Consider the following 24,986-nt stretch of genomic DNA (forward strand, 5'->3'; position numbering starts at 1 on the left):
GTGTTGACCACCACCGAGCAGGTTCCGGTCGGCGGCGCCGTCGCGGCCGGCGCGGTGATCGTGACCCAGCCACAAGCCGGCACCTACGAAGCCTTCGACTCGGCATGCCCACACCGCGGATGCGCCGTCATCGTGCAGGACGCACTACTCGTGTGCCCCTGCCACGACAGCCGCTTCTCGCTCACCGGCACTTTGGAGCAGGGTCCGGCGAATCGCGACCTCACCTCGGTCCCGATCACCGTCGACGGCACCGACATCGTGCAGTCCTGACCGGTCAGGCGCGGGTGTCGAGCACCGGCGTCGGCGCATCCGCGAGCATTACCTGATCGCTGGTCGCGATCGTCAAACCGCGACGGACCGCCTGAGCCACGATCATCCTGTCGAATGGATCCCGATGCGCCCACGACAACCCGCCAGCGGCGATGGCATCAGACGCATCGATCGGCAATCCGACCAGCATCATCGCCGCCAGGGATTCATCCCAGGCCGACAGCATGCTGTGCCCGTCGAATCGACCAGAACGGGTCTTGATGGCGATTTCCCACGCCGACGCCGCCGAAACGAAGGCCGGTGACGCCGAGTCGCCGAGTACGTCCATCGCCGCCGGCGAGATCCGGTCCGGATCGGTCCACAGCCAGAGCAGAGCATTCGTATCGAGGAGAATCCCGCTCACCGGGTCGACAGCCAGAGAGCTAATTCCTCATCCGATAGCGGGGAATCGAAATCATCGGGCACCGCAACCCCGGGGAGAATCCCGCACGTCCGCCGCACGGCGCGTACCGGCGAAACCACCGCAACCGGGCGCCCGTGGTTGGTGATCGTCACCGGGGCGCCCGTCCGCTCGACCTCGGCCAGGAGCGCATTCAGTCGCGCTTTCGCCTCCGTGCTGGTCACTGTCTTCATACGGCCAATCTACCGGATTCGGACTAGTTGAACTAGTCCGAATCCGGTAGGAGGTGCCGCAGATCGATTCTCAGCCAGTAACACCGGTCAACTCGACGGTTGGCTGGTCGAGGGCCTTCTCAGCGAGGGTCGTGCCGTCGTGCAGGCTGATGGCGATCACCTTCTTCTTCGCCGGATCGGTCACATAGGCAGTGGAGCCCAGAACGAACAAGTCCGGCGACGGGGCCTGCCACTCGTCCGGCTCGACCCACGCGTCGATCACCGGATAGCCGGCTTTCTCGGCGCCGGTCACCGGGTCAATGACGTGCACCGCACCGTCGGTGCCCAGCAGCACGGCCTCACCGGCCGGGCCGCGACCAAGTGAGCGAAAACTGTAGCTGTAGTCGATGTCGACGACGCGGATCGCCCCGGCACCCACGGTGTCCAGCAGCGCGAACTTCTTGGGCCGCTCCAGGTCGGCCTCCTTATCGATCTTGTAATCGGTCAGCACGATCGGCGAATGCTCACTTCCCGCCTGGTTACCCAGCCGGGCGTAGGGGTCGGCGGCGGCAACCTTGACGATCTCGTTGCCGCGCACCAGCAGCGCGCCGTCGGTGCAGCCGAAGGTCAGCGCGCCGTCGGCCGCGGCAGCCTCGCCGTGCAGACCGGGACAGCCGTCGTACTGGGCGATCTGTTTACCGCCAGCGTCGAGGATGCGCAGGGCCCCCGCCTTCTCATCGACGGGTTCGGACACCACCACCGTGCCGTCTTCCCGGGTCACGGCGACGCCGTGGTGCGCGGGGACCGCGAACTCACGAGTCAGTGCCTCCGGTGACCCGAGCTTCGCGGTGTCCAGGATCCAGACCGCGCCGGTCCCATCGGTAAACAGGGTCGTCGTGCCATCGTGCGGGACGACGTGGCCGGGCTTGGCACCCGGATAGCTAATGTCGGTGCGGGTGGGCGCGGCGGTGTAGTAGTGCGCGTGACCGTCGTGCGGCTCACGCCAGGTACCCAGGTCCAGGAGTTCGAAGCCTTCCGACGTGGACACGAACGCGTGGCGGCCGTCGCCGGCCGGGTTGGCCCGAATGAAGCCGTCGTAGTCGAAGCTGGCAACCGTGCTCAGATCCGTAGCGCTGAGCACCGTGAGGCCCCCGTCGTGGGTCAGCACGAGCCGAGGGTGGGCGCTGGATTGCTCCGCTGGAGCCGAGTCGGCGGCCGGGGCCGAGTCTTCGTCGCCGCTCGACGAACAGCCGACGAGCCCCAGCAGCGCCGCTGTCGACAAGATCAGAAGTTTCGATGTGGTTCGCATGGCGCCAGTGAAGCGGCTAATGAAAATTATTGTCAAGATTGCATACGTGCATGAGTGCGTTCGGTCCGGACAGTGTCGGCGGACGGCCGTAGGGTGAAGCCATGACCGGACGTCGACAACCCGCACCCACCGTCGCCGACGACGGCACCGTGACCGGCATCTGAGCCGCCTACGTCCGAGGAGCCTGAATGCATCCCCCCAAAGTCGAGGTCTTCGACGTCCCCGCGATGACCAACACCGACAACAAAGGATTCGTCCGGTCGGTCGAGACCTACCGTGAGACGCCGTACGGCCTCTACATGTCCCGAACGTCGGACCACCCGCGCTTCACCCATCTGGAGTCCTGGCTGCTGCCACGACTTGGCCTGCGCGCCAACATCTTTCACTTCGTCGACGGCGACCCGCAGAGCGCCCAGCGACTTTATCTCGACGTGGGCACGTTCTCCGGTCCCGACGCCGCTGGCCGCTGGCACTCCGTCGACTGGTACCTCGATCTGGTCGACGTTCCGGGCACGCCGCTCGACCTGATCGATATCGACGAGATCTTCCAGGCCCACAGCAGCGGTCTGCTCACCCTCGACGAGGCCACCGAGGCGGTGGCTATCAGCGCCCGGGCCTTGACCGGTGCGGCGGCCGCCGGGAACATCCAGGACTGGCTCGACGCCCAGGTCGGCGACCGCCTCACCTGGCTCGACCGAACCTGAGCGGAGCATCCACGATGCCGTCATCTCCGCGCACCACCCACGCCACGTACCTGCCGGACCGGCACGCCTTCGCCCTCTGGCATCCGGGCGATCCGCCTGCCCACGACGCCCCCTCCCTGTCGATCCCGCAACCCGACGGATACGGACTTCACAAACGCCTCGTGCCCACGCCGATCGCCTGCCGGGTCGTCGACATCGATGCGCTACCCGCAGCCGACTCCGCATCGGTTCGGGCGTGGCGGGCCCTGGTCGCCGACCCGGACGCGGACGTCGCGCTGCCCGCCGCCGCACACGCGGTCTGCAATGCGGTGGGCGATGCCGTGGTGTCGGCCGCCTACGCCCGGCAAGTTTTCGTCGCCACGTCCGCCGTTCGCGGACAGCTCCGCGAGCAGTTGACCGCCGAGCTACGTGACTACCAACTGCGCGGCGTCTCCTGGCTCGACGAGATCACCGCCCCGCCAGCCCCGGACCGGGGCGGCATTCTGGCTGATGAGATGGGCTTGGGAAAGACCCTGCAGACCATCGCGCACCTGGTCGACGCGCATCGCCGCGATCCTGAGCGCGGCCCCTCGCTCGTGGTCTGTCCGACCGGTCTGGTAACCAACTGGATCCGCGAATTCAGTCGCTGGGCACCCGGGGCGGTCCACGCCGTCGACTATCGGGGCGGGCCACTACCCGAACTCACCGGTCGCAGCGTCGTCGTGACCGGCTACCCCACACTGCGCGGGCACACCGAGCAGCTTCGAGCGCCTTCCGAGAGCGCGCGGCAATGGGCAACGGTCGTGTTCGACGAGGCCCAAGCCCTCAAGAACAGCCGCACGCAGGTCTCGCGTGCCGCGCGCACCGTGGCCGCCGCGTCCCGGATTGCGCTCACCGGAACGCCCGTCGAGAACGATCTCGACGAACTCTGGTCATTGCTGAACCTGGTGGCGTCCGGCTCTTTCGGGAACCGCGCCCTCTTCCGGCGCCGCTACACCCTGCCCATCGGATCCGGGTCCGCCGAGGCCAAGCTCCGCATGCACGACGCCATCAGCGGCCACGTGCTCCGGCGCACCAAAGCCGAGGTCGCCGCCAGTCTCGGCCCGAAGCTCCACCACGACGTTGAGTGCGACCTGACCGACGAGCAAGCGCGCCTCTACGACTCGGTCCTCGACGACGCCGAGGCGACCGGCTTCGGCACCGGCATGGCCCGCCGGGGCGCGATCCTGGCCGCCCTCACCCGACTCAAACAGGTCTGCAATCACCCCGCGCTGCTCGCGAAGCCGGTGCGCGGGCCGGTCGAGGGCCGCTCGGGCAAGCTCGACATCTGCACCGACATCGTGCTGACGAATCTCGAGAACAACTGCCCCACTGTCGTTTTCACACAGTACCGGGAGACCGGCGACGTGCTCGCCGCGCACTTTGCCGACCAGACCGGCAGGGACGTCCCGTTCCTGCACGGCGGGCTCAGCCGGACGCAGCGTAACCGGATCGTCGACGACTACCAGGCCGGTGCCGGATCCGGCGTGCTGGTCGCCAGCCTCAAGGCCGCCGGGACCGGGCTGACCCTGACACGGGCCGCCGACGTGGTGCACTTCGATCGGTGGTGGAATCCCGCCGTCGAGGCCCAGGCCACCGATCGGGTCCACCGGATCGGCCAGGACCGCATCGTCACCGTCACCACCCTGACCACCGCGGGCACCGTGGAGGAGCACATCGCCGCCATGCATCACCGGAAGGCCGCACTCGACCTCGATGCCGACACCAACGCCCTCGCTCTCCTGACCGAGTTGTCTGACGAACGTTTGATCCACGTGTTGCGCCGCAGCCGGGAGGGGACGTCGTGAACTCACCCGGCGCGAACCAAGAGTTCGGTTACACGCAGGAGGGGCGGGACTACCTCCGACTCGCCGAACCCATGTCCGCGAGCAGACCCGAGCCGCTACTCCCCCGCGCACGCAGCCTCGCCCGCCACGGTCTACAGGACGTCGAGATCGACGGTCGCCTGATCCGCGGCACCGTCGTCCGCGGCGGCGAGGCGTCGGTCGCGTACCTGGAGTTCGCGCCATTTGCCCCAGAACATCCGCCCGAGATCGCCGTCGTCGATTGTTCCTGTCGCGCGCGGACGACGCGATGCGTGCACGTTCTCGCGCTGATGTACGAGACGGTACGGCGCGTCGACGACGATCCGCGGCTGGCCCTGAGCCTGCGGGGCTACGACGAGGCGCTCGGCGCCGAGGGCGGCGGCGCCGGCGATCCAGCGCCGAAGTGGACTGCACTGTCGGCGCTGGACCCGGCGATCTTTTACGGCTGAGACACGCGCTCAGACCAGTTCGGCCGCCAGTTCCGCTGCTGCCTCCCGTTCGGCGACGAGAGTCAGGGCGATGTCGACAATCATGTCTTCCTGGCCGCCGACCAGGCGGCGCTCGCCACACACGGTGAGGATGTCGCGGACGTCGAGGTCGTACCGGGCCGCGGCCGCCTCGGCGTGCCGGAGGAAGGACGAGTACACGCCGGCGTACCCCAACGTCAGGGTCTCGCGGTCGACGCGGACCGGCCGGTCCTGCAGCGGACGGACGATATCGTCGGCGGCGTCCTCGAGTTTGTTCAGATCGCAGCGATGCTCGAAGCCGAGCAGGTTCGCCACCGCGATGAACGGCTCGATCGGGCAGTTACCCGCACCGGCGCCGTGTCCGGCCAGGGAGGCGTCGACCCGGTAGATGCCGTTCTCCACGGCCGTCACCGAGTTGGCCACCGACAGCGACAAATTTTCGTGCGCGTGGATACCGATCTGCGTCTTGTCGTCGAGTACGTCCCGGTAGGCGCGCGCACGCTCGGCGACGTCGGACATGGTCAGTCGGCCACCGGAGTCGGTGATGTAAACGCAGTCGGCACCGTAGGACTCCATCAGTTTGGCCTGCTGGGCGAGCGACGCCGGGTCACTCATATGCGAGAGCATCAGGAAGCCGGAGACGTCCATGCCGATCTCCTTGGCCGCACCGATGTGCTGCGCGGAAACATCGGCCTCGGTGCAGTGCGTGGCGATGCGCACCGACCGCACACCCAGCTTGTAGGCGTGCTTGAGTTCTTCCACCGTGCCCACCCCCGGCAGCAGCAGCGTGGTGAGACGGGCGTTCTGCAGCACGTCCGCGGCCGCCTCGATCCACTCCCAGTCGGTATTCGAACCGGGCCCGTAGTTGAGCGAGCCGCCCGCGAGACCGTCACCGTGCGCCACCTCGATGGCGTCCACGCCGGCCGCGTCCAGCGCGGCCACGATCCGGCGGACATCATCGGTGGAGATCTGGTGCCGCACCGCGTGCATGCCGTCGCGCAGGGTGACGTCCTGCACATAGATGGGAATGCTCATGCCTTCTCCTCCTGGTTTGCCGCGCTGAGGTTCGCCCGGTGGGCGGCGATCCGGTCGCCCATGGCCAGCGCGGCCGCGGTCATGATGTCAAGGTTGCCGGCGTACGACGGCAGATAGTGTGCGGCGCCCTCCACCTCGAGGAACACCGACACCTGGTGGGTCGGAGCCGACTCGGTGTCCCCCTCGGCGAGCAGGGTATGCACCGGCGCACCCTCCTCGATCGGGTTGATCTGGACCTTCTGCTTGAGCCGGTAGCCGGGCACGTACGAGTTGACGTCCTCGATCATCTTCTCCACCGACATTCGGATCCGATCCTGGGTGTCCTGATCGGGCGCCTCCACCAGCGTGTACACGGTGTCGCGCATGATCAGCGGCGGCTCGGCCGGATTGAGGATGATGATGGCCTTACCGTTCTTCGCTCCGCCGACCGATTCGATCGCCGCCGAGGTGGTCTCGGTGAACTCGTCGATGTTGGCGCGGGTACCCGGCCCCGCCGATTTGGAGGCGATAGACGCCACGATTTCGGCGTAAGCGACCGGAGCCACCCGCGAAACGGCCGCGACGATCGGGATGGTGGCCTGACCGCCGCAGGTCACCATGTTGACGTTCTTCTCATCGATGTGGTCGTCGATGTTCACCGCAGGCACCACGAACGGACCGAGGGCCGCCGGCGTCAGATCGATGAGCGTCTTGCCGTACGGCGCAAGCTTGCCAGCGTTGTACTCGTGCGCCTTGGCCGAGGTCGCGTCGAAGATGATCTCGATCTCGTCGAAGTTCGGCAGGGCGATGAGGCCTTCCACCCCGTCGGAGGTGGTCGGAATGCCGAGACGCTCGGCCCGCGCCAGCCCGTCGGAGGTCGCCTCGATGCCGACCATCGCCCCCATCTCCAGATGCTTGGAGGTGCGGATCACCTTGAACATCAGGTCCGAACCGATGTTGCCGGGGCCGATGATGGCCACCTTCATCTTGTCACTCATGGTTGCCTTCTTGCTGGTTGGAATGGGAAGCTGCTTCGCTGAAACGGGCCGTGACCTCGCCCAGGCCACTGATCTGCACGGTCACCTCATCGCCGGCAGCGAGCGGCCGCATCGGCCCAAGCGCACCGGAAAGAATCACCTGACCGGCCCGCAAGGGTTCACCGAAATCGCGGGCGGCGCGGGCCAGCCACGCGACTGCGTTGAGCGGATCACCCAGGCAGGCGGCACCGTTGCCGGTGGAGACCTCCACACCGTTGATCAGCATGCGCATGCCGACGTCCACGGGGGCGAACTCCTCGAGGGTTTTGCGGGCCGTGCCGAGCACATAGACGCCCGAGGAAGCATTGTCGGCGACGGTGTCCGCGAAGGCGATGTTCCAGCCGTCGATCCGGCTGTCACAGATCTCGATGGCGGCGACGCCGTAGTCGATAGCGTCGGCGATCTGCGCGGTGTCCAGTGGTCCGTCGCCCAGATCCTTCTTGAGCACGAAGGCGACCTCGGCTTCGGCTTTGGGTTGCAGCAACCGGTCGATGGGCACCGCATCGCCGTCGGTGTAGGCCATATCGTCGAACAGCACACCGAAGTCGGGCTGGTCGACACCCATCTGCTCTTGCACGGCGTGGCTGGTCAGTCCGATCTTGCGGCCGATGATCCGTGCCCCGCCAGCCACCCGCCCAGCGGTCAACCGCTCCTGGACCCGGTAGGCGGCCGGCAGATCGGTCGGACCAATCAAGTCCCGGATGGGCATGCACGCGGTGCGCGTCTGCAGGGCGGCCAGCAGCCGGGCGGCCGCCTGCGCCTCGGCAGCATCGCGTTCAGTGATTGACGTCATAGCCCGATCCTCGCACCCGGATCCGCACACTGAAAGGAGATCGTCTCACTCAGCGATACGCGGCCGGTAGGCTGATCCGGTGACCCCGCCGCCGGAGACCGTCCTGGGCAAAATCATGTTGATCCTGCACGCGTTCGAAGTGGACGACCACGACTTGCCCCTGGCCGAGATCGTCCGACGCACCGGGTTGCATAAGGCCACCGCGCACCGACTGGCCGGCGATCTGGCCGAGGTACGGCTCCTTGATCGCACCCCGGCGGGCTACCGCCTGTCCAGTGGGCTGTTCGAACTCGGTATGCGCGCCTCAGTGGAGCGCGGGCTACTCGAGATCGCCATGCCCTTTCTGCAGGATCTCTACGAGCGCACCCACGAGACGGTGCACCTCGGCGTGCTCGACGGCCACGAGGTGATGTACGTGGCCAAGCTCGGCGGACACCGGCAGGCCAGCGCCCCGTCGCGCACCGGCGGACGGATGCCCCTGCACTGCACCGGGATCGGCAAAGCGCTCTTGGCCCACAGCGGCCCACAGACACGCCGCGAGGTGCTCGCCGGGCCGCTGCCCCGTCGCACCGCGAAGACGATCGTTGCCCCCGGGCTGCTCGCCCAGGCGCTCGATACTGTCCGGGAGAAGGGCGTGGCCTTCGAGTTCGAAGAGTCGGCCCCCGGCATCGTCTGCGTGGCGGCCCCGGTGCTCGACGTCGATACCAATGCGCTCACCGCCGCGATCAGCGTGACCGGACCGGCCACCCGATTCCGGCCCCAGCAGCACGCCGACGCCGTCCGGGCCGCGGCGGTCGGGATCGCCGCCACCCTGAATCGCCGGGCCGCGCTCGGGCACCTGGCACACTGGACACCATGATCAGAGTGGGCCTGACCGGCGGTATCGGCGCCGGCAAATCAACCGTCGCCAAAACCTTCGTCGAGCAGGGCGCGTATCACGTCGACGCCGATGCGATAGCGCGTGAAGTGGTGGCACCGGGCAGTCCGGGCCTGGCCGCGCTCGTGGAGGCGTTCGGTGCGGAGATCCTCGACGCCGACGGCGCCCTCGATCGTGCTGCACTGGCCACCCGAGCCTTCGTCGATGCCAAGAGCACGCAGCAGCTCAACGCGATCACCCATCCGCTGATCGGTGAGCGCACCGCCGAGCTGATGGCTGCCGCCCCCAACGACGCGGTGATCCTGCACGACGTCCCACTCCTCGTCGAAGGTGGGATGGCGCCCCTGTACGACGTCGTTGTGGTGGTGCACACCGACGCCGACCAACGCCTGGATCGGCTGGTGCGGCTACGCGGAATGGACCCCGCCGATGCTCGCGCCCGCCTCGCCAAGCAGGCCACCGACGACGAACGCCGGGCCGTCGCCGACATCTGGATCGAGAACCACGGCACGCCCGAAGAGCTGGCTACCGAAGCTCTGCGGGTGTGGAACGAAGAACTGGTTCCCTTGCGCGACAAGAAGATTCAGAAAAGCGACAAGAAGATTCAGAAAAGCTGAGACAAGAAAACCCCCGATCCGCCGGTGGCGGATCGGGGGTTTTCAGTGGCTAAACTCAGTTGCCGCCGGTCAGCTTCTCGCGCAGCGCAGCGAGCTGCTCGTCGCTGGCCAGCGATCCGCCGGTCGATGCAGCACCGGTCGACGACGCGGTCGACGAACTCGACGAGCTCGACGCAGCACCTTCCGAGGAGCTCGAGTAGTCACCAGCTGCGTCCGCCTCAGCGGCGGCAGCGGCGAACTTCTCGATCTGAGTGGTGTGCATCTTGTGGCGACGCTCGGCCTCGGCGTAGCGGCCTTCCCACTCTTCACGCTGGCTGTCGTAGCCTTCGAGCCATTCGTTGGTCTCGGCGTCGAAGCCCTCCGGGAAGATGTAGTTGCCGGCATCGTCGTAGCTGTCGGCCATACCGTACTTCGAGGGGTCGAACTCCTCGGTGTAGTCCTCGTTGGCCTGCTTCAGCGACAGCGAGATCCGGCGACGCTCCAGGTCGATGTCGATGACCTTGACCAGCGCGTCGTCGCCGACGGCGACAACCTGGTCCGGCACCTCGACGTGGCGCTCGGCCAGCTCGGAGATGTGCACCAGGCCCTCGATGCCCTCGTCGACGCGGACGAACGCACCGAACGGCACCAGCTTGGTGACCTTGCCCGGGACGATCTGACCGATCGCGTGGGTGCGGGCGAACTGACGCCACGGGTCTTCCTGCGTCGCCTTGAGCGACAGCGAGACGCGCTCGCGGTCCATGTCGACGTCGAGCACCTCGACGGTGACCTCGTCGCCCACCGCAACCACCTCGGACGGGTGATCGATGTGCTTCCAGGAGAGTTCCGAGACGTGCACCAGGCCGTCGACGCCACCGAGGTCGACGAAAGCGCCGAAGTTGACGATCGAGCTGACGACGCCCTTGCGGACCTGGCCCTTGCCCAGCTTGTTCAGGAACTCGCTGCGCACCTCGGACTGGGTCTGCTCAAGCCACGCACGGCGCGACAGGACCACGTTGTTGCGGTTCTTGTCGAGCTCGATGATCTTGGCCTCGACCTCTTTGCCGATGTACGGCTGCAGGTCGCGGACGCGACGCATCTCCACCAGCGACGCCGGGAGGAAGCCGCGCAGGCCGATGTCCAGGATCAGGCCGCCCTTGACGACCTCGATGACGGTGCCCTTGACGGCCTCGTCCTTCTCCTTGAGCTCCTCGATGGTGCCCCAGGCGCGCTCGTACTGGGCGCGCTTCTTCGACAGGATGAGGCGGCCTTCTTTATCCTCTTTGGTGAGGACCAGGGCTTCGACCTCGTCACCGACGGTGACAACTTCGCTGGGATCGACATCGTGCTTGATGGACAGCTCGCGCGAGGGAATGACACCCTCGGTCTTGTAACCGATGTCCAACAAAACCTCGTCGCGATCAACTTTGACGATGGTGCCTTCCACGATGTCGCCATCGTTGAAGTACTTGATCGTGGCATCGATGGCAGCGAGGAAGTCCTCAGCCGAGCCGATATCGTTGACGGCTACTTGCGGCGAGGTGATCGTGGGGGACGACATGTGGTGAGTTGCTCCGGACAGGTATGTAGTAGTTGTCGGATCTGCGGACACGACCATGCAGGTAGAGCCGGTTTTCCGAATGATTGTCCCGGACCCGCGGTACCGCACCCGGCGGGTACGGTGAACGGAGCCGGATACGTGCATCGAATACACGCACCGCTCAGGCTACTCCAGTACCTCTGCGCTGCACAAACAGGGTCGCAGCGTCCGACCGGCGAAGGGTGTCGATCGGTGACGCCAGCCCTACACTGAGCGCTATGCCCCACGACGTATCACCGCCGCGAGCGCCGCGCATTCTCGGCGCAATCGATTCGACGGCCAGCGAGTCCGCGAGCCGCTCGTGGTGGGACGACGAGGCTGACGGCTACCAGGCTGAGCATGGCGCCTTCCTTGGCAACGACGTCCCCGGCGGCGACTTCGTGTGGGGCCCCGAGCGGCTCCGCGAGGCCGAGGTGGGTCTGCTCGGCGAGGTTGCCGGTCGCGACATCCTCGAAATCGGTTGCGGCGCAGCGCCGTGCGCGCGTTGGCTGTCCGCGCACGGCGCCAATGTCGTCGGCCTTGACGTCTCCGCCGGTATGCTCGCCCACGCCGTAGCGGCGATGGACAGCGACGACAAGCAGGTTCCACTGGTACGGGCCGGCGCCGAACACCTCCCGTTCGGCGACGACTGCTTCGACCTCGCCTGCTCGGCATTTGGCGCTGTCCCTTTTGTCGCCGACTCGGCGCGGGTGATGCGTGAGGTGGCCCGCGTGCTCCGGCCCGGCGGACGCTGGGTGTTCGCCACCAACCATCCGATGCGCTGGATGTTCCTCGACGATCCCGGCCCCGCGGGTCTGCAGGTACAGCTGTCGTACTTCGACCGCACGCCGTACTCGGAAGCCGACGCCGACGGGAAGCTCACCTACGTCGAACACCACCGCACGATGGGCGACCGGGTCCGCGAGATCGTCGCCGCCGGCCTGATTCTCGACGACGTCGTCGAACCCGAATGGCCCGACGACCTGGACGCCGAATGGGGCCAGTGGTCTCCCCTGCGCGGCACCCTCTTCCCCGGCACCGCCATCTTCCTCACCCACAAGCCGGGGTAGCCGACGCGTACCGACCTGACCTGCCCGATCAGTCCGCCGCGTCGGTCGCGCACACCCAGTACTGGTAGTCGCCGTCGTACGAGGGCTCTGGCTCGAGTCCGAAGCGCTTTGCAAGAAACTGACTGGCACGATTCTCCCGGTGAATCTTGCCTCGGATCATCAGTCTCCGACAGCTGGCCGCGCGCGCCCGCTCCCGACAGTCGCGAAGGAGCCGCTCCACCATCAGATCCGCAGTGTGCCCTCCGCAGTTCCGGCGCTCGACTCCGACCGCCGCACAGTAGACAAACACCTCGAGACCATCGCCGTTCACGTTCTCATCCAGCAGACAAGCGGCGACGGCGTCACCTTCTTCTCGCCCCACCAGAATGAACGCGGTCTCAGGCAGTCGCTGACCGCACGTGCGCAACGCTGCCTGGGCCTGGTACTCCCAGGGCCGATCTGCATGACTCCCCGGATCCATGCATGCGAATCCCTGCAAACAGCGAGCCTGCTTCTTCGTCGTCAGAAGTGACCAGTCGATCGTCATGACGCAGACGAGTCCGCCAGCGACCCACCTTGATCGCTCAGTGGCGACCGTCGACTCATTGCCTGAAAGTACTGCTCCGCCACGCTCTCCTCGTCGGGCATGACACTCGCCACCGACACGCCCAGCGCCCATGCGAGTCGCTGCGGACCGACACGGCCTTCGTCGACGCGCTCAGTCAATGCGTCCAGCAAACCCAACGGGAATTGGCGCGCCGCCGACTCCTGCTCTCGCCGGGCCATCGCGTGCGGATCCCCGTCGATCTCGTGAAGATGCGCCCGAAGAAACTTCGGTGTCGACTCCGTCAATGCGCTGAGGAGCTCCGCCGACATCTCCGCCTTCAGATAGGCGATCCGTGTCCTGAGCGCCCATGTCGACACTCCGTGGTGCCAGAGGAAGCTCGCCACTTCCGGCAGGCCGACCGTCGCCCAGTCGACGGAGGTCATCAGCGATCGTGGCAAGAGCAGGTCGGCCGCGAACTTGTTGGCGGCCTCCTCCTGCCGCTGACGTTCATCCTCGGAGACTCCGCCTTCGGCGTGGCCCAGTGCGAGGTGACCGAGCTCATGGGCGAGCGACCAATTGTTGCGATACCAGTATGAGTCCGCAACTAACGCGATGAGTCCACGCTGGCCCGCCAGGAGGGTGGAGTAGGCGGTCGTCAGATTCGGCAACTGAACGACGTCCACGTCGAATTCTTCTTCAATCCGGTCGGCGAACCGTCGGACGAAGTCCGGACCCAGCTTGTCCCGAACCGCCGCCGATCTCTCGGGGATCTCCCGACTCATCGGTACCCCGTTCGGGTACGCCAGTTGATAGGCCTCGAAAACTGGCGCCAATGCTTCCGTGTCGGCGTCATGCCCCCCGTTGACCCGGCGCTCGGACTCGGCGTCCCAGTTATGCCGCGCGACCAGCTCGGTCTGCCGCAGGTCATCGCGGCCAGTCGCGAGCCACTGCAGACTGACCCCAAGGAGATCGGCAATACCGATCAACTCGACGGTCGCAAATCCGCGATGCCCGTTCAGTGCCCGCGACAGGGCATCCGGCGTCATTCCAGCCTTGTCTGCCAGATCCCGCTGGGTCAAACCGGCCGACATCGCACTCCGAATTCGTTCTCCGATTTCCCGTGTCGTCGTATCCATGACCTCAACTGTACTGCGGAATTGGGCGAATACCAATGCCCCGGCGACGGTGCAATGGCTGCACAGCCAGCAGGGCGGGGCACTAGAGGAGGTTCGCGAGGAACGACTTGGTCCGCTGCTCCTGCGGGTTCTCCAAGACCTCGCGCGGGTCGCCGCGTTCGACGACGACGCCGTCGGCCATGAATACCAACTGATCAGCGACCTCCCGGGCGAAGCCCATCTCGTGCGTCACCACCACCATCGTCATGCCGGCATCGGCGAGATCGCGCATCACCGACAGCACGTCGCCAACCAATTCCGGGTCCAGTGCCGAGGTCGGCTCGTCGAACAACATCAGCTTCGGATCCATGGCGAGGGCCCGGGCGATGGCCACGCGCTGCTGCTGACCGCCGGAGAGTTGCGCCGGGTACGCGTCAGCTTTGCTGGCCAGACCGACCTTGTCGAGCAGATCCTGCGCGCTGGCCACGGCCTCGTCGCGCTTGCGGCCGTTCACCAGGATCGGCGCCTCGATGATGTTCGCCAGCACCGTACGGTGCGGGAACAAATTGAAGTGCTGGAACACCATGCCGATATCGCGACGCTGCTTGGCGGCATCCTTGGGGCTCATCTCGTAGAGCTTGCCGCCCCGTTCCCGGTAGCCGATCAACTCCCCGTCGACCAGCAGCCGCCCAGCGTTGACCTTCTCCAAGTGATTCACACAGCGCAAAAACGTCGACTTACCCGAACCGGACGGCCCGATCAGGCAGGCGACCTCGCCGGGCTTCACCTCCAGCGAGATTCCTTTGAGCACCTGCAGTGCGCCGAAGTTCTTGCAAACGCCTTCGGCCTGCACCATCAGCGACGGGGTCTGGGTCGGGCTCATCGGCCACCCTCCATGGTCTCGGCCTGCGCAAGTTCGGCGAGCTGCCGCTCACTGAGCACGCGGCTGGCGCCCTTCGAATAGTGCTTCTCCAGGTAGTGCTGGCCGACCATGAGCAGCGAGGTGACCGCGAGATACCAGGTGGAGGCGACCAGCAGCATCGGGATCGGCTGGAAGTTGACGCTCGAGATGTCCCGCGAGCGTCCGTACAACTCCAGGGAGAACGGAATCGCGGTCACCAGCGACGTCGTCTTCAGCATGGAGATCAACTCGTTGCCAGTCGGCGGGATAATGATGCGCATCGCCTGCGGCAGTACGACGCGGCGCATGGTCTGCGGCCAGGTCATGCCCAAGGCCACCGAGGCCTCCATCTGCCCCTCCGGCACCGACGTGATGCCAGCGCGCACGATCTCGGCCATGTACGCCGCCTCGTTAAGACCCAGACCGATGATCGCGAACAGGAAGGCAGCGTTGATCGACTGGACGTCGATATGGAAGAACGTCGGACCGAACGGCACACCCAAGTCAATCTGCTTGTAGATGGATCCGAACAGACCCCACAGCACCAGCTGCACGTACACCGGCGTCCCGCGGAACACCCAGAGATACACCCAGGCGACCGCACGCAGCACCGGGTTGGGCGAGAGCCGCATGATCGCCATGATCACTCCGAGCACCACGCCCAGCGCCATCGCGCAGACCGTCAGCGCCAACGTCCAGCCGGCCGCCTCGATGATCCGCGTGTCGAACAAGTACTTGCCGTACGTGTCCCACTTGTAGGCGGGATTGGTGGCCGCACCGTAAATAAACAACCCGGCCACGCCGAGGATGATCACCGCAGCGATCCACTGGCCGGGGTGGCGCAGCGGCACCGCGGTAATCGACTCTGGCGGCGTCGACGGTGTGGCGTCCGTCGACGGCGTGGTGTCCGTCGATCCCGATTCTGGACTGCTCATTCGGTAGCTCCGTTGATCTGCGAAAACTCGATCATGCCTGCCTCGACACCCCAGTGGACAGCGATCGTCTGGTAGTAGCCGTTGTCGATCAAGAACTGCATGGCCTGCGCCATGGCGGGCCCCATCGACGATCCCTTCGGCAGCGGAATGCCGTACGGAGCCGAATCATAAATCGGCCCGACCAGTTCCAGGTGCTCGCCGATCTTCGCCGTCTTCTTCACCGCGTAGGCGCTGACCGGCGAGTCGGCCGAGAAGGCGTCAATCTTCCCCAGCAGCAGCGCGGTGACCGCCTGGTCCTGATCGTCGAATTTCTGCTTACTAATCGGCGCCTTGCCCGCCGCAACGCAGGCCGCGCTCTTGGCCGGGATCTCGTCGGTGTCCTCGACGGTGGTCGACTGCACTCCGACCCGCAGCCCGCAGGCGTTGTCCGGGTCGATGGTGTCGCCGGCTCGCTGCACCCACTGGATGCCGGCCCGGTAGTAGGTGACGAAGTCGACCTGCTCCTCGCGTTCAGTAGTGTCGGTGAACGACGAGATTCCGACGTCGTACGTACCGGCCTGGATGGCCGGGATGATCTTGTCGAAGGCCGATTCGTAGAACCTCGGCGTCAAACCGAGGACCGCGGCGATCGCCTCCATCAGATCGATGTCGAAGCCGACGATCTTGCCGGTCGGGTCTTTGAACTCATTCGGTTGATACGGCGGGTTGGTACCGACGCGCAGCACTCCCGAATCGGCGATCTTCGGCGGCACCAGTGCCGCGATCGCCGGCTGTTTCTCCACGTGCACCGTGATCGACTGGACGTCGAGTTCGGATTCGTCGTTGGTGCAGCCGGCGGCCGCCAGCACACCGCAGACCGCTACCAGAGCACTGAACCTTCTGAGCCGTCCACGCACGTGGATGAACCTACAGGACCGAGTAGAGTCGGTCACCGAATTCCGACGTCGTGGCGATTCCACCCAGGTCCGGTGTCATGACTCCGGCGGCGACCGTTGCCGCAACTCCAGCGCGCAGACTCGCCGCGGCGGCCGCCAACCGCGGATCCGCGCGCCGAGTTGCCGCCCAGTCCAGCGCCGAAGCCACCGAACTGATCATCGCCAGGGGGTTCGCTAGGCCGCGCCCGGCGATATCCGGCGCGGCGCCATGCACCGCTTGGGCCATCACTCGGGTGTCCGAGCAGTTGATCGACGACGCCAAACCCAGCGACCCGGACAGCTCCGCGGCCAGGTCGGACAGGATGTCGCCAAACAGATTCTCGGTCACCAGAACGTCGAAGTCACCGGGACGGCGGACCAGCAATGCCGCCATCGCATCCACATGCTGCTGATCCACCCGCACCTCCGGATAGCGCTGCGCCACTTCGAAACACACGTCACGGAACAGCCCGGTGGTCAACCGCAGCACATTGGCCTTGTGCACCACGGTGACGTGGCCGCGCCGCGTCCGTGCCGCCTCGAAGGCGCGCTCAGCAATCCGTTCACTCGCCTGGCGTGTCACCACTCCGACGGACAGCGCTACATCGGGCGTCGGCATGAATTCGCCAGCACCGACCGCCATGTTCCGGTCGGCGTACAGGCCCTCACTGTTCTCCCGGACGATCAACAGGTCAATGTCTGGCGCCGTGGCCGGAATATGCGGAATCGCTTGTGCCGGACGAAGATTCGCGTACAAGCCGAAGTGCTTGCGCAGCACCGCACCCGGCGGCGCCGCACTGCGATGCGGTTCAGGGTAGCTGGCGCTGTCGTGCGGACCGACCACCATCATCTCGAAGCCGTCGAGCGCGTCCAGCGTGCTGGTCGGCATGGACTCCCCATGGCTGTCGATGGCCGAGCGCCCGAACGGCAACATCTCCCACTGCACCCGGATCCCTTGTGCAGCAAGGGCTTTCTCGGCAGCGACCATCGCGACGGGCACCACCTCTGGGCCGATCCCATCACCGGCTAGCACCGCGACCTGCAACACGTCCACCATCAGCCTTCCCGTCACCCGGCCCGACGCACGGGATAGCAGTCACCCGGACCGAACTTCGAGCACACCAACTCCGCCTCCGCCATACTGTTAGTCGGGCGGACTACCGCATACCTCGTGGACAGACCAACGTGGGAACCGTCGACGATCACCGCGCCATAATGCTGTCCGGCCTTCTCCCGCGCCGTATCAGGCTGGTTGAACGCCCCGAACTGCGCGAAATAGTACGCATCGTCAATGTGCGGCGGCGGCGGCACGTACCCCGGGTCGGACGGATCGGCGAGCACCTCGACATGGACCGACGGGGCCGGGTAAGTGCGGACCGGCGGGCGGCCGGAGGTAGTCGACGACACGGTCGTCGTCACAACCTCGCGCGTCGTCACAACCGCGCTCGTGGGCACTGCCGACGCACTCGCCTCGGCCACGGCATTCTGCTCGGCCTGGTCGAGGGGCGCTTCGTTGTCGGCCCCGAACGCGATGAAGCCGATCCCCGCGGCGATGGCAATGGTCAGCACCGCTGCGGCGATCCCGAGGAGAAGCAGGGTATTCGACTTCGGCGGCAACTGCGGAGCGCTGTACTGCGGACCGCTGTACTGCGGCCCGACCTGCTGCACCTGAGTGGTCTGGTACACCGGGGCGGTCGCCGGGGGCGCAGCCACCGGCCTTCCCGCCGTCGAGAGCGCCTGGACCGCCGCCGCCGCCAGCTCACCGGCCGAGCGGTAACGACGCGCCGGGTCGGGATCGAGGCCCCCCGCGATCACCGCGTCCAGCATTCCGGGCAGCCCCGGCACCAGCGCGGTCGCCCGCGGCGGTGGCGACGTGACAGCGGCCTTGATCGCCGCACTCACCGTCGTGGCGGGGAACGGAACCTGGCCGGTCAATGATTCGAACAAGACACAGGCCAGCGCGTAGACGTCACTAGCCGGGCTCGCCGGCTTTCCGTCGAACAGTTCCGGGGCCATGTACGCGATGGAGCCAATCGCGCTGCCGGCCTGGGTGAGTCGCGTGTCACCGGCCGCGTTGGCGATGCCGAAATCAACCAGATAGGCGAAGTCCCGGCTGCCGACCAGAATGTTCTCCGGCTTCACATCGCGGTGGATCAGCCCATCGGTGTGTGCGGCGTCCAACGCCGCACCGATCTGTTCGACGATCGACACCGCCCGGCGCGGATCGAGGCGATGCTCCCGCGTCAGGACGCCGCGCAGATCGCCGCCCTGGACGAGGCGCATGTCGATGAACAGCACACCGTCCACTTCGCCCCAGTCATGAATCGGAATCACGTGCGGATCGCCGAGCCTGGCCGCAGTGCGCGATTCGCGGCGGAACCGCTCGCGATACTCCGGGTCAGCGGCCAGCCCGGGGTTCAGCAATTTCAGCGCGACGACCCGGTCCTTCCCCGTGTCGTACGCACGATAAACCTCACCCATCCCACCCCGACCGAGCAACGCGTCCAGACGGTACGGACCGAACTGAGTATTGACGCGCGACTCGGACATACGGCTAACCCTATGCCGCGTCAGTGCGCAGCGTCATCCCACGAACGGCCGAATCCCACCGACACGTCCAGTGGCACCGTCAACTCGATCGCCGACCCCATCTCCTCGCGGACCAGCGCCTCAATCGCGTCGCGCTCCCCCGCGGCCACCTCGACGACGAGTTCGTCGTGCACCTGCAGCAGCATCCGCGAACGCAGGCCCTCGGCGACGATCCGCGTGGCGACGTTGATCATCGCCACCTTGATGATGTCGGCCGCGGTGCCCTGGATCGGCGCATTGAGAGCCATCCGTTCGGCGGACTGTCGGCGCTGAAAGTTGTCGGAGTTCAGATCCGGCAGGTAACGGCGTCGCCCGAACAGGGTCTCGGTGTACTCCTTAGCGCGGGCCTGCACCACGACCTCGTGCAGATAGTCGCGGACACCGCCGAACCGGTCGAAATACTGCTCCATCTGCTCACGTGCCTCGTCCCGACTGATGCCTAGTTGGGCGGCCAGACCGAACGCCGACAGACCGTAGGCCAGACCGTAGCTCATCGCCTTGACCCGCGACCGCATCTGGGCGTCCACCTGGTCGACCGGCACACCGAACGCCCGTGAGCCAACAAAGTTATGCAAATCCTCGCCGGTGTTGAAAGCCTCGATCAGGCCCTCGTCCCCGGACAGATGCGCCATGATCCGCATCTCGATCTGCGAGTAGTCGGCCGTCATCAGGCAGTCGTACCCTTCGACCGGCTAAAGGATCGGGTTGATCCATGAGCTTGTCGAAGGGCCGACGATAAAGCCGCCGCGGATTTGCCTGCCCGCCTCGGTGCGCACCGGGATGTTCTGCAGGTTCGGTTCGGTGGAGCTGAGCCGGCCGGTGGCCGCCACCGTCTGATTGAACGTGGTGTGGATGCGCCCGTCGTCGGCCACCGTTTTGAGCAGCCCGTCGACGGTCACCTTGAGTCGCGTCGCGTCCCGATGCTCCAGCAGATGTTTGAGGAACGGGTGTTCGGTCTTCTCATAGAGTGACGCGAGCGCATCGGCGTCGGTGGTGTAGCCAGTCTTGGTCTTCTTCGTCTTCGGCATACCGAGCTTGTCGAAGAGCACCACCTGCAGTTGCTTCGGCGACCCCAGGTTCACCTGCTCCCCGATCACCTCGTACGCCGACTCGGCCGCCGCGCGGACCCGCGCGGCGAATTCGCGTTCCAGCTCCTGTAGTCGTTCGACGTCGACGGCGATGCCCGCGGTCTCCAGATCGGCGAGCACAAACGCGAGCGGCAACTCCATATCGCGCAGCAGCGGCACCGACTCGATCCGCGCCAACTCGACGTCGAGGGTGTCGGCCAGTTCGGCGACGGCCAGCGCCGAGAGCATGAGCTGATTCGATGCGGCCAGGTCGTCCTCATCATCGTCGAGCAGGGACAGCTGGCCGTCGGGGGCAGCATTGTCCGCCTTCAGTTCGCGGCGCAGATAGCGCAGTGCGAGGTCGTCGAGATTGAAGGTCCGCTGCCCCGGCCGCACCAGATAGGCGGCCAGTGCCGTATCAGAGGTGACTCCCGCCAGCTCCCAACCGCGACTGCGCAGATTGTGGATCGCCCACTTGACCTCGTGAACGGCCTTCGCCGCTTCGGGGTCGGCCAGCCACGCGCCGAGGGCGGCCTCGTCGTCGGAATTACACGTCACCGGATCGACGAACGCGGCCTCGCCGTCGGCGGCCGCGATGGCGAGGCCGGTGGCCTCCGAACCGACCACCTGGTGCGGTCCGGTGACCGCCAGTCCACTGCGGCCGGTCGTGGTGTGTGCCGCGAGCCAGACGCCGATTTCCCCGGCCGCCAGCACGGTCCCGGAGACCGCAAAACCCGACTCGGCTTCCGGTTCGACCGAGCTGAGGGTGGCGAACAGCCGGTCACGCAGGACTTTGAACTCAAGGTCGTCAAAGAGCCGGTGGATGCGGTCGCGATCCCACGCGTGTAGGGCCAGGTCGCCGGGTCCGGCAGGCAGATCCATATCGCGGACCAATTCGGTGAGGCGTCGGTTCATGATGACGCCGGCCAGATTAGCTCGCAGCGAGTCGCCGACCTTGCCCTTCACCTCGTCAGCCCGAGCAACCAGGTCGTCGAACGAGCCGTATTCGCGGATCCACTTGGCGGCGGTCTTCTCACCGACGCCGGGAATACCTGGCAGGTTGTCGCTCGGGTCACCGCGCAGGGCCGCGTAGTCGGGGTACTGGGACGGGGTCAGGCCGTACTTGCGCTCCACCTCGTCCGGGGTGAAACGGGTCAGCTCGGAGACACCACGCTTCGGGTACAGGATGGTGATGTTGTCGTTGACCAGTTGCAGCGCATCCCGGTCACCGGTCACCACGAGGACGCGGTAACCGGCAGCGTCGGCGCGCGTGGCGAGCGTGCCGATGATGTCGTCGGCCTCATAGCCTTCGATCGCCATCACCGCAATGCCCATCGCGTCCAGGACGTCCTTGGTCAATTCCACCTGGCCGCGGAACTCGTCCGGCGATTTAGACCGCTGCGCTTTGTACTCCGGGAACATCTCCGAACGGAAAGTCTGGCGGGAGACGTCGAATGCCGCGGCGATGTGCGTGGGTTCCTCGTCGCGCAGCAGATTGATCAGCATCGACGTGAAGCCGTACACCGCATTGGTGTGCTGGCCGGTGTTGGTCCGGAAGTTTTCGGCGGGCAACGCGAAGTACGCGCGGTAGGCCAGCGAATGGCCGTCCAGCAGCATCAGCGTCGGCCGCTGGTCCAGCTTGGTGCGGGCGGAAGAACTGGGCAAGGTCTGCGCGGGGCTCACCGTGCCGAGTCTAGTGATGGAGCCCGACCGAACTACGCGCCGAGGGTCTCGACAACGACCTGCGCGACAGCCTTCATGGTGACGCGGCGATCCATGGCGTTGGTCTGAATCCAGCGGAAGGCGTCCGGCTCAGTCAGGTCCTGCTTCTCCATGAGCAGGCCTTTGGCGCGCTCAATGAGCTTGCGGGCCTCGAACCGCTCGTTCATCCCGGAGATCTCGTCTTCGAGGGCCTTCAGCTCGCGAAACCGGCTCAACGCCACCTCGATCGCCGGCACCAGATCGGACTGACTGAACGGCTTGACCAGGTAAGCCATCGCTCCGGCGTCGCGAGCCCGTTCGACAAAATCGCGCTGACTAAAGGCGGTGAGCATGACCACCGGAGCAAGGCGCTTCTGGGCGATCTCGCTGGCCGCGTCGATACCGTCCCGAACGGGCATTTTGATGTCCATGATCACCAGGTCGGGGCGCAGCGACTCGGTGAGATCGACCGCTACCTGACCGTTCGGCGCCTCGCCGACCACATCGTAGCCTTCGTCGCGAAGCATCTCGCACAGGTCCATCCGAATCAGCGAATCGTCCTCGGCCACGACCACGCGGTGTGCTGGTGCCGGGTCGGCGGACTCCGATTCGCTCATCGACTCGCTTTCTGAATGCTGTGCCCCGGGCCGGACTCGAACCGGCACCCCTTTCGAGACCGCATTTTGAGTGCGGCGCGTCTGCCAATTTCGCCACCGGGGCCGATGGTGATGCGTTGACGAGTGTACTGAAGCGTCTCCCGGCACCTGACGGCAACCCTGCTCAACCGGCCCCGCCGACCGGAGCGAGCGCGCAGGATGGGCCCTATGCGCGACAAACACACCGGCACCCGCCCCCTGCTGGAGATCGCCGTCCAAGACGCCACCGGCGCCGCGGTCGCGCGAGCTGGCGGCGCCGACCGGGTCGAATTGTGCACGGCTCTGGGCGCGACCGGCGGCCTGACTCCGTCCCCGGGGACGCTGGCACAGGTCCGATCGATCGGTATCGAGGTGCACGCGCTCATCCGCAACCGACCCGGCGGGTTCGTGTACGACGACGCCGAGCTCGGCGCAATGGCCGACGATATCCGTTCTGTGGGCGGACTCGGCACGGCCGGCGTGGTGATCGGCGTGCTCAACGCCGACGGCGAAATCGACGTGGCCGCCTGCCGACTCCTGATCGCTGCGGCCCGCGAAGCGCCGACACCGCTGCACATCACCTTTCACCGGGCGCTCGATGTGGTGGCCGATCAGGTTGCGGCCTTGGCCACCCTCGCCGACCTTGGCGTCGACCGGGTACTCACCTCCGGCGGCGCTCGGCAGGTCGGCGCCGGCATGGCACAGTTGGCCCGACTGACGCAGGCGCGCAGCGGCGTGCAGATCATGGCCGGCGGCGGGCTCACGCTCGACGATCTGCCCGCGCTGATCGAGATCGGTGTCGACGCGGTCCACTTATCGGCCAAGCGGATGGCTGCCGATCCGGGGCGGCAAGGGCCGGGCGGGGGCCTGGGCGGCGGGCTCGAAGTCACCGACCCGGCCCTGGTCAGCGCGGCCGCCGCGGTACTAAATAACATCGATCGACGCCCAAGATAGACACCGTTCTTACTTTGCGTTAAGTTACGTGCCAGTAGGTGCACAGCGTGCATCACATCAACAGCCTTGGGGAGTTGTACATCACATGTTTGCGACACTGCGTGTCCGGCTATTTCGGACACTGATTCTACTGGTCACCGGCCTGCTGGTCGCTGCAGGCGGCGCCCTGCTGCCGCAAGCCACCGCACCGGCCGACGCCGCCGTCTTCGGCGCACTGGGCGCGAAGTGGACGCGGACCGCCGAGGGGCCGCAGAAGTACCCGGGATACAACGTGACTCCGGACGTGTCCATCAAGATGAGCGACGGCACCGTGCTGCGCGGCAACCTGATCCGACCAGCCCACGCCAACGGCCGCACTGTCGACGAGAAGCTGCCGACCATCGTCAACATCACGCCGTACACCAAGATGATCAGTTCGCTGGCCGCCGAGGTGACGAATTACCCGGTCCTGATGCCGCAGTTAATCTCCCTGCTCAATGCCATCAATCTGCGCGGGACCGCGATCAGCGGATACAACGAACTGGTCGGCAGCCTGCAGAGCGGCTTCGTCGACTCGTTCGCCTACGACCCGCAATTGATCCGATCCGGCTACAACATGCTGGTGGTGGACGTCCGCGGCACCGGCTTCTCACAGGGCACCTGGCAGGTCTTCGGTCCCCGCGAACGCCAGGACACCACCGAGGTGCTCGACTGGGTCGGTAAGCAGCGCTGGTCCAACGGCAAGCTCGGCATGGCCGGTGCCTCGTACTCGGCGATCAACCAGCTGCAGGCCGCGGCCGATAAACCCGGTCAGCTCGGCGCCCTCTTCCCAGTGGTCCCCGGCGCAGACATCGTCCGCGACGTCGTTGCACCCGGCGGTGGCGTCGGAGCTGGCTTCCTCAACTTCTGGCTGGCCTTGGTCAACGGCACGAAGATGATCCCGAACGTCGCCTCCATGCTCAACGGCACCTTCGACTGGAAGTGGCTGGGCGACCGCGCCAAAGATCCGCTCACCTTCTTCGACGTCATGCTCCAGGCGCTGACCGTGCAGCATCCCGATCAGGTCACCGGCCAGGCCCGCGACCTGCTGACCGCCAGCTCAGATCAGCGGTCCGCCCTGGCTACCAACGTCGGCAACATCACCACACCCACCTTTGCTGTCGGCGGCTGGAACGACCTGTTCACCAACAGTGAAGCCCGCCTGCTGACCGGACTCAAGCAGCTTCCCGACAGCCAGAAAAAGCTGATCATGGACGACGGTTACCACATCACCGTCGGCGCCGAGTTCGGCACCAAGGGTGCGCCGCCGAAGATGAACGTGCTGGCCCGCGCCTGGTACGACAAATGGCTCAAGGGCATCAACAACGGGATCGATCGGTATTCGCCGGCGACGCTGGCCTCGATGCCTGCAGATAACTTCCTCCAGGGTCCGACGTTCCCGCTACCCGGGTACACCCACCAGCGCCAGTACCTCAGTGGCCGCCCGTCCGGCTCCGTA

23 protein-coding genes, 1 tRNA gene and 2 pseudogenes are annotated in these 24,986 nt (G+C 66.2%); 9 read left to right on the plus strand and 17 right to left on the minus strand.

The window, feature by feature from the left end; translation table 11 throughout:
- On the plus strand, nucleotides 1-270 hold a 270-nt coding region (locus tag WAW85_RS12210; RefSeq protein ID WP_422559879.1), incomplete at its 5' end, for a Rieske (2Fe-2S) protein.
- Nucleotides 271-274: 4 nt separating this feature from the next.
- Here the strand turns inward: WAW85_RS12210 and WAW85_RS12215 are convergent.
- From WAW85_RS12215 to WAW85_RS12225, 3 genes are all read right to left on the minus strand, one after another.
- The gene (locus WAW85_RS12215) at nucleotides 275-673 is read right to left on the minus strand and encodes a type II toxin-antitoxin system VapC family toxin (RefSeq protein ID WP_422559880.1); all 399 of its coding nucleotides are present in this window, start codon (nucleotides 671-673) and stop codon (nucleotides 275-277) included.
- Complete coding sequence (locus tag WAW85_RS12220) at nucleotides 670-903, minus strand: type II toxin-antitoxin system Phd/YefM family antitoxin (protein ID WP_422559881.1); 234 nt, start codon at nucleotides 901-903, stop codon at nucleotides 670-672. The genes WAW85_RS12215 and WAW85_RS12220 overlap by 4 nt, the downstream gene beginning before the upstream one ends.
- A gap of 70 nt (nucleotides 904-973) precedes the next feature.
- A complete protein-coding gene (locus WAW85_RS12225) occupies nucleotides 974-2,191 on the minus strand; it encodes a hypothetical protein (protein WP_422559882.1) in 1,218 nt (405 codons plus the stop codon).
- Between the two features lie 188 nt (nucleotides 2,192-2,379).
- Between WAW85_RS12225 and WAW85_RS12230 the strand changes: the two genes are divergently transcribed.
- From WAW85_RS12230 to WAW85_RS12240, 3 genes are read left to right on the plus strand one after another with little or no spacing between them, the layout of a single operon-like run.
- Nucleotides 2,380-2,895 carry a DUF402 domain-containing protein gene (locus WAW85_RS12230; RefSeq protein WP_422559883.1) on the plus strand — a complete coding sequence of 172 codons (516 nt, stop codon included), beginning with the start codon at nucleotides 2,380-2,382 and terminating at the stop codon, nucleotides 2,893-2,895.
- Nucleotides 2,896-2,909: 14 nt separating this feature from the next.
- A complete protein-coding gene (locus WAW85_RS12235) occupies nucleotides 2,910-4,721 on the plus strand; it encodes a DEAD/DEAH box helicase (protein WP_422559884.1) in 1,812 nt (603 codons plus the stop codon).
- Nucleotides 4,718-5,188: a hypothetical protein gene (locus tag WAW85_RS12240; protein ID WP_422559885.1), complete on the plus strand. Its 471-nt coding sequence runs from the start codon at nucleotides 4,718-4,720 to the stop codon at nucleotides 5,186-5,188. Before WAW85_RS12235 ends, WAW85_RS12240 begins: the two co-directional genes overlap by 4 nt.
- Nucleotides 5,189-5,197: 9 nt before the next feature.
- Here WAW85_RS12240 and dmpG read toward each other — a convergent pair whose 3' ends face one another.
- The 3 genes from dmpG to WAW85_RS12255 are packed head-to-tail and all read right to left on the minus strand — an operon-like array spanning nucleotide 5,198 to nucleotide 8,050.
- Nucleotides 5,198-6,241 (minus strand): 4-hydroxy-2-oxovalerate aldolase, encoded by a 1,044-nt coding sequence (gene dmpG / locus WAW85_RS12245; RefSeq protein WP_422559886.1) that lies wholly within the window; start codon nucleotides 6,239-6,241, stop codon nucleotides 5,198-5,200.
- On the minus strand, nucleotides 6,238-7,218 hold the full coding sequence (locus tag WAW85_RS12250; RefSeq protein WP_422559887.1) for an acetaldehyde dehydrogenase (acetylating): 981 nt from the start codon (nucleotides 7,216-7,218) through the stop codon (nucleotides 6,238-6,240). The genes dmpG and WAW85_RS12250 overlap by 4 nt, the downstream gene beginning before the upstream one ends.
- Nucleotides 7,211-8,050: a 2-keto-4-pentenoate hydratase gene (locus tag WAW85_RS12255; RefSeq protein WP_422559888.1), complete on the minus strand. Its 840-nt coding sequence runs from the start codon at nucleotides 8,048-8,050 to the stop codon at nucleotides 7,211-7,213. The genes WAW85_RS12250 and WAW85_RS12255 overlap by 8 nt, the downstream gene beginning before the upstream one ends.
- 115 nt (nucleotides 8,051-8,165) lie before the next feature.
- On the opposite strand from WAW85_RS12255, the gene WAW85_RS12260 reads away from it, so the two are divergent.
- The gene (locus WAW85_RS12260; protein ID WP_422559900.1) at nucleotides 8,166-8,909 is read left to right on the plus strand and encodes an IclR family transcriptional regulator; all 744 of its coding nucleotides are present in this window, start codon (nucleotides 8,166-8,168) and stop codon (nucleotides 8,907-8,909) included.
- Nucleotides 8,906-9,493, plus strand: a pseudogene (gene coaE, locus WAW85_RS12265) (dephospho-CoA kinase); the annotation flags it as partial. The gene WAW85_RS12260 and the pseudogene coaE, both read left to right, overlap by 4 nt.
- A 106-nt stretch (nucleotides 9,494-9,599) precedes the next feature.
- Here the strand turns inward: coaE and rpsA are convergent.
- Nucleotides 9,600-11,084: a 30S ribosomal protein S1 gene (rpsA, locus tag WAW85_RS12270; protein WP_422559889.1), complete on the minus strand. Its 1,485-nt coding sequence runs from the start codon at nucleotides 11,082-11,084 to the stop codon at nucleotides 9,600-9,602.
- A gap of 257 nt (nucleotides 11,085-11,341) precedes the next feature.
- Here rpsA and WAW85_RS12275 point away from each other — a divergent pair, with 257 nt between their 5' ends.
- Nucleotides 11,342-12,172 (plus strand): class I SAM-dependent methyltransferase, encoded by an 831-nt coding sequence (locus WAW85_RS12275; RefSeq protein ID WP_422559890.1) that lies wholly within the window; start codon nucleotides 11,342-11,344, stop codon nucleotides 12,170-12,172.
- Nucleotides 12,173-12,200: 28 nt separating this feature from the next.
- Here WAW85_RS12275 and WAW85_RS12280 read toward each other — a convergent pair whose 3' ends face one another.
- The 10 genes and pseudogenes from WAW85_RS12280 to WAW85_RS12325 all read right to left on the minus strand — a co-directional run bounded on the left by WAW85_RS12280 (nucleotide 12,201) and on the right by WAW85_RS12325 (nucleotide 22,640).
- Nucleotides 12,201-12,698, minus strand: a complete 498-nt coding sequence (locus WAW85_RS12280) for a hypothetical protein (protein WP_422559891.1) — start codon at nucleotides 12,696-12,698, stop codon at nucleotides 12,201-12,203.
- Nucleotides 12,695-13,834, minus strand: a complete 1,140-nt coding sequence (locus WAW85_RS12285; protein WP_422559892.1) for a helix-turn-helix domain-containing protein — start codon at nucleotides 13,832-13,834, stop codon at nucleotides 12,695-12,697. Before WAW85_RS12285 ends, WAW85_RS12280 begins: the two co-directional genes overlap by 4 nt.
- 82 nt (nucleotides 13,835-13,916) lie before the next feature.
- The gene (locus WAW85_RS12290) at nucleotides 13,917-14,669 is read right to left on the minus strand and encodes an amino acid ABC transporter ATP-binding protein (protein WP_422559901.1); all 753 of its coding nucleotides are present in this window, start codon (nucleotides 14,667-14,669) and stop codon (nucleotides 13,917-13,919) included.
- 23 nt (nucleotides 14,670-14,692) lie between these two features.
- Nucleotides 14,693-15,649, minus strand: a complete 957-nt coding sequence (locus tag WAW85_RS12295; protein ID WP_422559893.1) for an amino acid ABC transporter permease — start codon at nucleotides 15,647-15,649, stop codon at nucleotides 14,693-14,695.
- A complete protein-coding gene (locus WAW85_RS12300; protein WP_422559894.1) occupies nucleotides 15,646-16,545 on the minus strand; it encodes an ABC transporter substrate-binding protein in 900 nt (299 codons plus the stop codon). The genes WAW85_RS12295 and WAW85_RS12300 overlap by 4 nt, the downstream gene beginning before the upstream one ends.
- 10 nt (nucleotides 16,546-16,555) lie before the next feature.
- A complete protein-coding gene (locus WAW85_RS12305; protein WP_422559895.1) occupies nucleotides 16,556-17,620 on the minus strand; it encodes an isocitrate/isopropylmalate dehydrogenase family protein in 1,065 nt (354 codons plus the stop codon).
- 11 nt (nucleotides 17,621-17,631) lie between these two features.
- Entirely contained in the window at nucleotides 17,632-19,113 is a 1,482-nt protein-coding gene (locus tag WAW85_RS12310; RefSeq protein ID WP_422559896.1) for a serine/threonine-protein kinase, read from the minus strand.
- 20 nt (nucleotides 19,114-19,133) lie between these two features.
- A pseudogene (polA, locus tag WAW85_RS12315) lies at nucleotides 19,134-21,902 on the minus strand (DNA polymerase I).
- Nucleotides 21,903-21,934: 32 nt separating this feature from the next.
- A complete protein-coding gene (locus WAW85_RS12320; protein ID WP_422559897.1) occupies nucleotides 21,935-22,537 on the minus strand; it encodes an ANTAR domain-containing response regulator in 603 nt (200 codons plus the stop codon).
- A gap of 21 nt (nucleotides 22,538-22,558) precedes the next feature.
- A tRNA-Leu gene (locus WAW85_RS12325) sits at nucleotides 22,559-22,640 on the minus strand.
- Between the two features lie 104 nt (nucleotides 22,641-22,744).
- Here WAW85_RS12325 and WAW85_RS12330 point away from each other — a divergent pair.
- Entirely contained in the window at nucleotides 22,745-23,509 is a 765-nt protein-coding gene (locus WAW85_RS12330) for a copper homeostasis protein CutC (protein WP_422559898.1), read from the plus strand.
- An 85-nt stretch (nucleotides 23,510-23,594) separates the two neighbouring features.
- Nucleotides 23,595-24,986: CocE/NonD family hydrolase (locus WAW85_RS12335; RefSeq protein ID WP_422559899.1), on the plus strand; the 1,392-nt coding region annotated here is incomplete at its 3' end.

It is taken from the genome of Gordonia sp. (in: high G+C Gram-positive bacteria), assembly GCF_049299075.1.
In the GTDB taxonomy this organism is placed as follows: domain Bacteria; phylum Actinomycetota; class Actinomycetes; order Mycobacteriales; family Mycobacteriaceae; genus Gordonia.

What these genes read in the sequence shown, in the direction of transcription:
- WAW85_RS12280 (WP_422559891.1), bottom strand. Translation starts at nt 12,698, where the DNA reads ATGACGATCGACTGGTCACTTCTGACGACGAAGAAGCAGGCTCGCTGT.
- dmpG (WP_422559886.1), bottom strand. Translation starts at nt 6,241, where the DNA reads ATGAGCATTCCCATCTATGTGCAGGACGTCACCCTGCGCGACGGCATG.
- rpsA (WP_422559889.1), bottom strand. Translation starts at nt 11,084, where the DNA reads ATGTCGTCCCCCACGATCACCTCGCCGCAAGTAGCCGTCAACGATATC.
- WAW85_RS12290 (WP_422559901.1), bottom strand. Translation starts at nt 14,669, where the DNA reads ATGGTGCAGGCCGAAGGCGTTTGCAAGAACTTCGGCGCACTGCAGGTG.
- WAW85_RS12285 (WP_422559892.1), bottom strand. Translation starts at nt 13,834, where the DNA reads ATGGATACGACGACACGGGAAATCGGAGAACGAATTCGGAGTGCGATG.
- WAW85_RS12275 (WP_422559890.1), top strand. Translation starts at nt 11,342, where the DNA reads ATGCCCCACGACGTATCACCGCCGCGAGCGCCGCGCATTCTCGGCGCA.
- WAW85_RS12230 (WP_422559883.1), top strand. Translation starts at nt 2,380, where the DNA reads ATGCATCCCCCCAAAGTCGAGGTCTTCGACGTCCCCGCGATGACCAAC.
- WAW85_RS12320 (WP_422559897.1), bottom strand. Translation starts at nt 22,537, where the DNA reads ATGAGCGAATCGGAGTCCGCCGACCCGGCACCAGCACACCGCGTGGTC.
- WAW85_RS12295 (WP_422559893.1), bottom strand. Translation starts at nt 15,649, where the DNA reads ATGAGCAGTCCAGAATCGGGATCGACGGACACCACGCCGTCGACGGAC.
- WAW85_RS12310 (WP_422559896.1), bottom strand. Translation starts at nt 19,113, where the DNA reads ATGTCCGAGTCGCGCGTCAATACTCAGTTCGGTCCGTACCGTCTGGAC.
- WAW85_RS12255 (WP_422559888.1), bottom strand. Translation starts at nt 8,050, where the DNA reads ATGACGTCAATCACTGAACGCGATGCTGCCGAGGCGCAGGCGGCCGCC.
- WAW85_RS12260 (WP_422559900.1), top strand. Translation starts at nt 8,166, where the DNA reads ATGTTGATCCTGCACGCGTTCGAAGTGGACGACCACGACTTGCCCCTG.
- WAW85_RS12220 (WP_422559881.1), bottom strand. Translation starts at nt 903, where the DNA reads ATGAAGACAGTGACCAGCACGGAGGCGAAAGCGCGACTGAATGCGCTC.
- WAW85_RS12305 (WP_422559895.1), bottom strand. Translation starts at nt 17,620, where the DNA reads ATGGTGGACGTGTTGCAGGTCGCGGTGCTAGCCGGTGATGGGATCGGC.
- WAW85_RS12235 (WP_422559884.1), top strand. Translation starts at nt 2,910, where the DNA reads ATGCCGTCATCTCCGCGCACCACCCACGCCACGTACCTGCCGGACCGG.
- WAW85_RS12225 (WP_422559882.1), bottom strand. Translation starts at nt 2,191, where the DNA reads ATGCGAACCACATCGAAACTTCTGATCTTGTCGACAGCGGCGCTGCTG.
- WAW85_RS12330 (WP_422559898.1), top strand. Translation starts at nt 22,745, where the DNA reads ATGCGCGACAAACACACCGGCACCCGCCCCCTGCTGGAGATCGCCGTC.
- WAW85_RS12250 (WP_422559887.1), bottom strand. Translation starts at nt 7,218, where the DNA reads ATGAGTGACAAGATGAAGGTGGCCATCATCGGCCCCGGCAACATCGGT.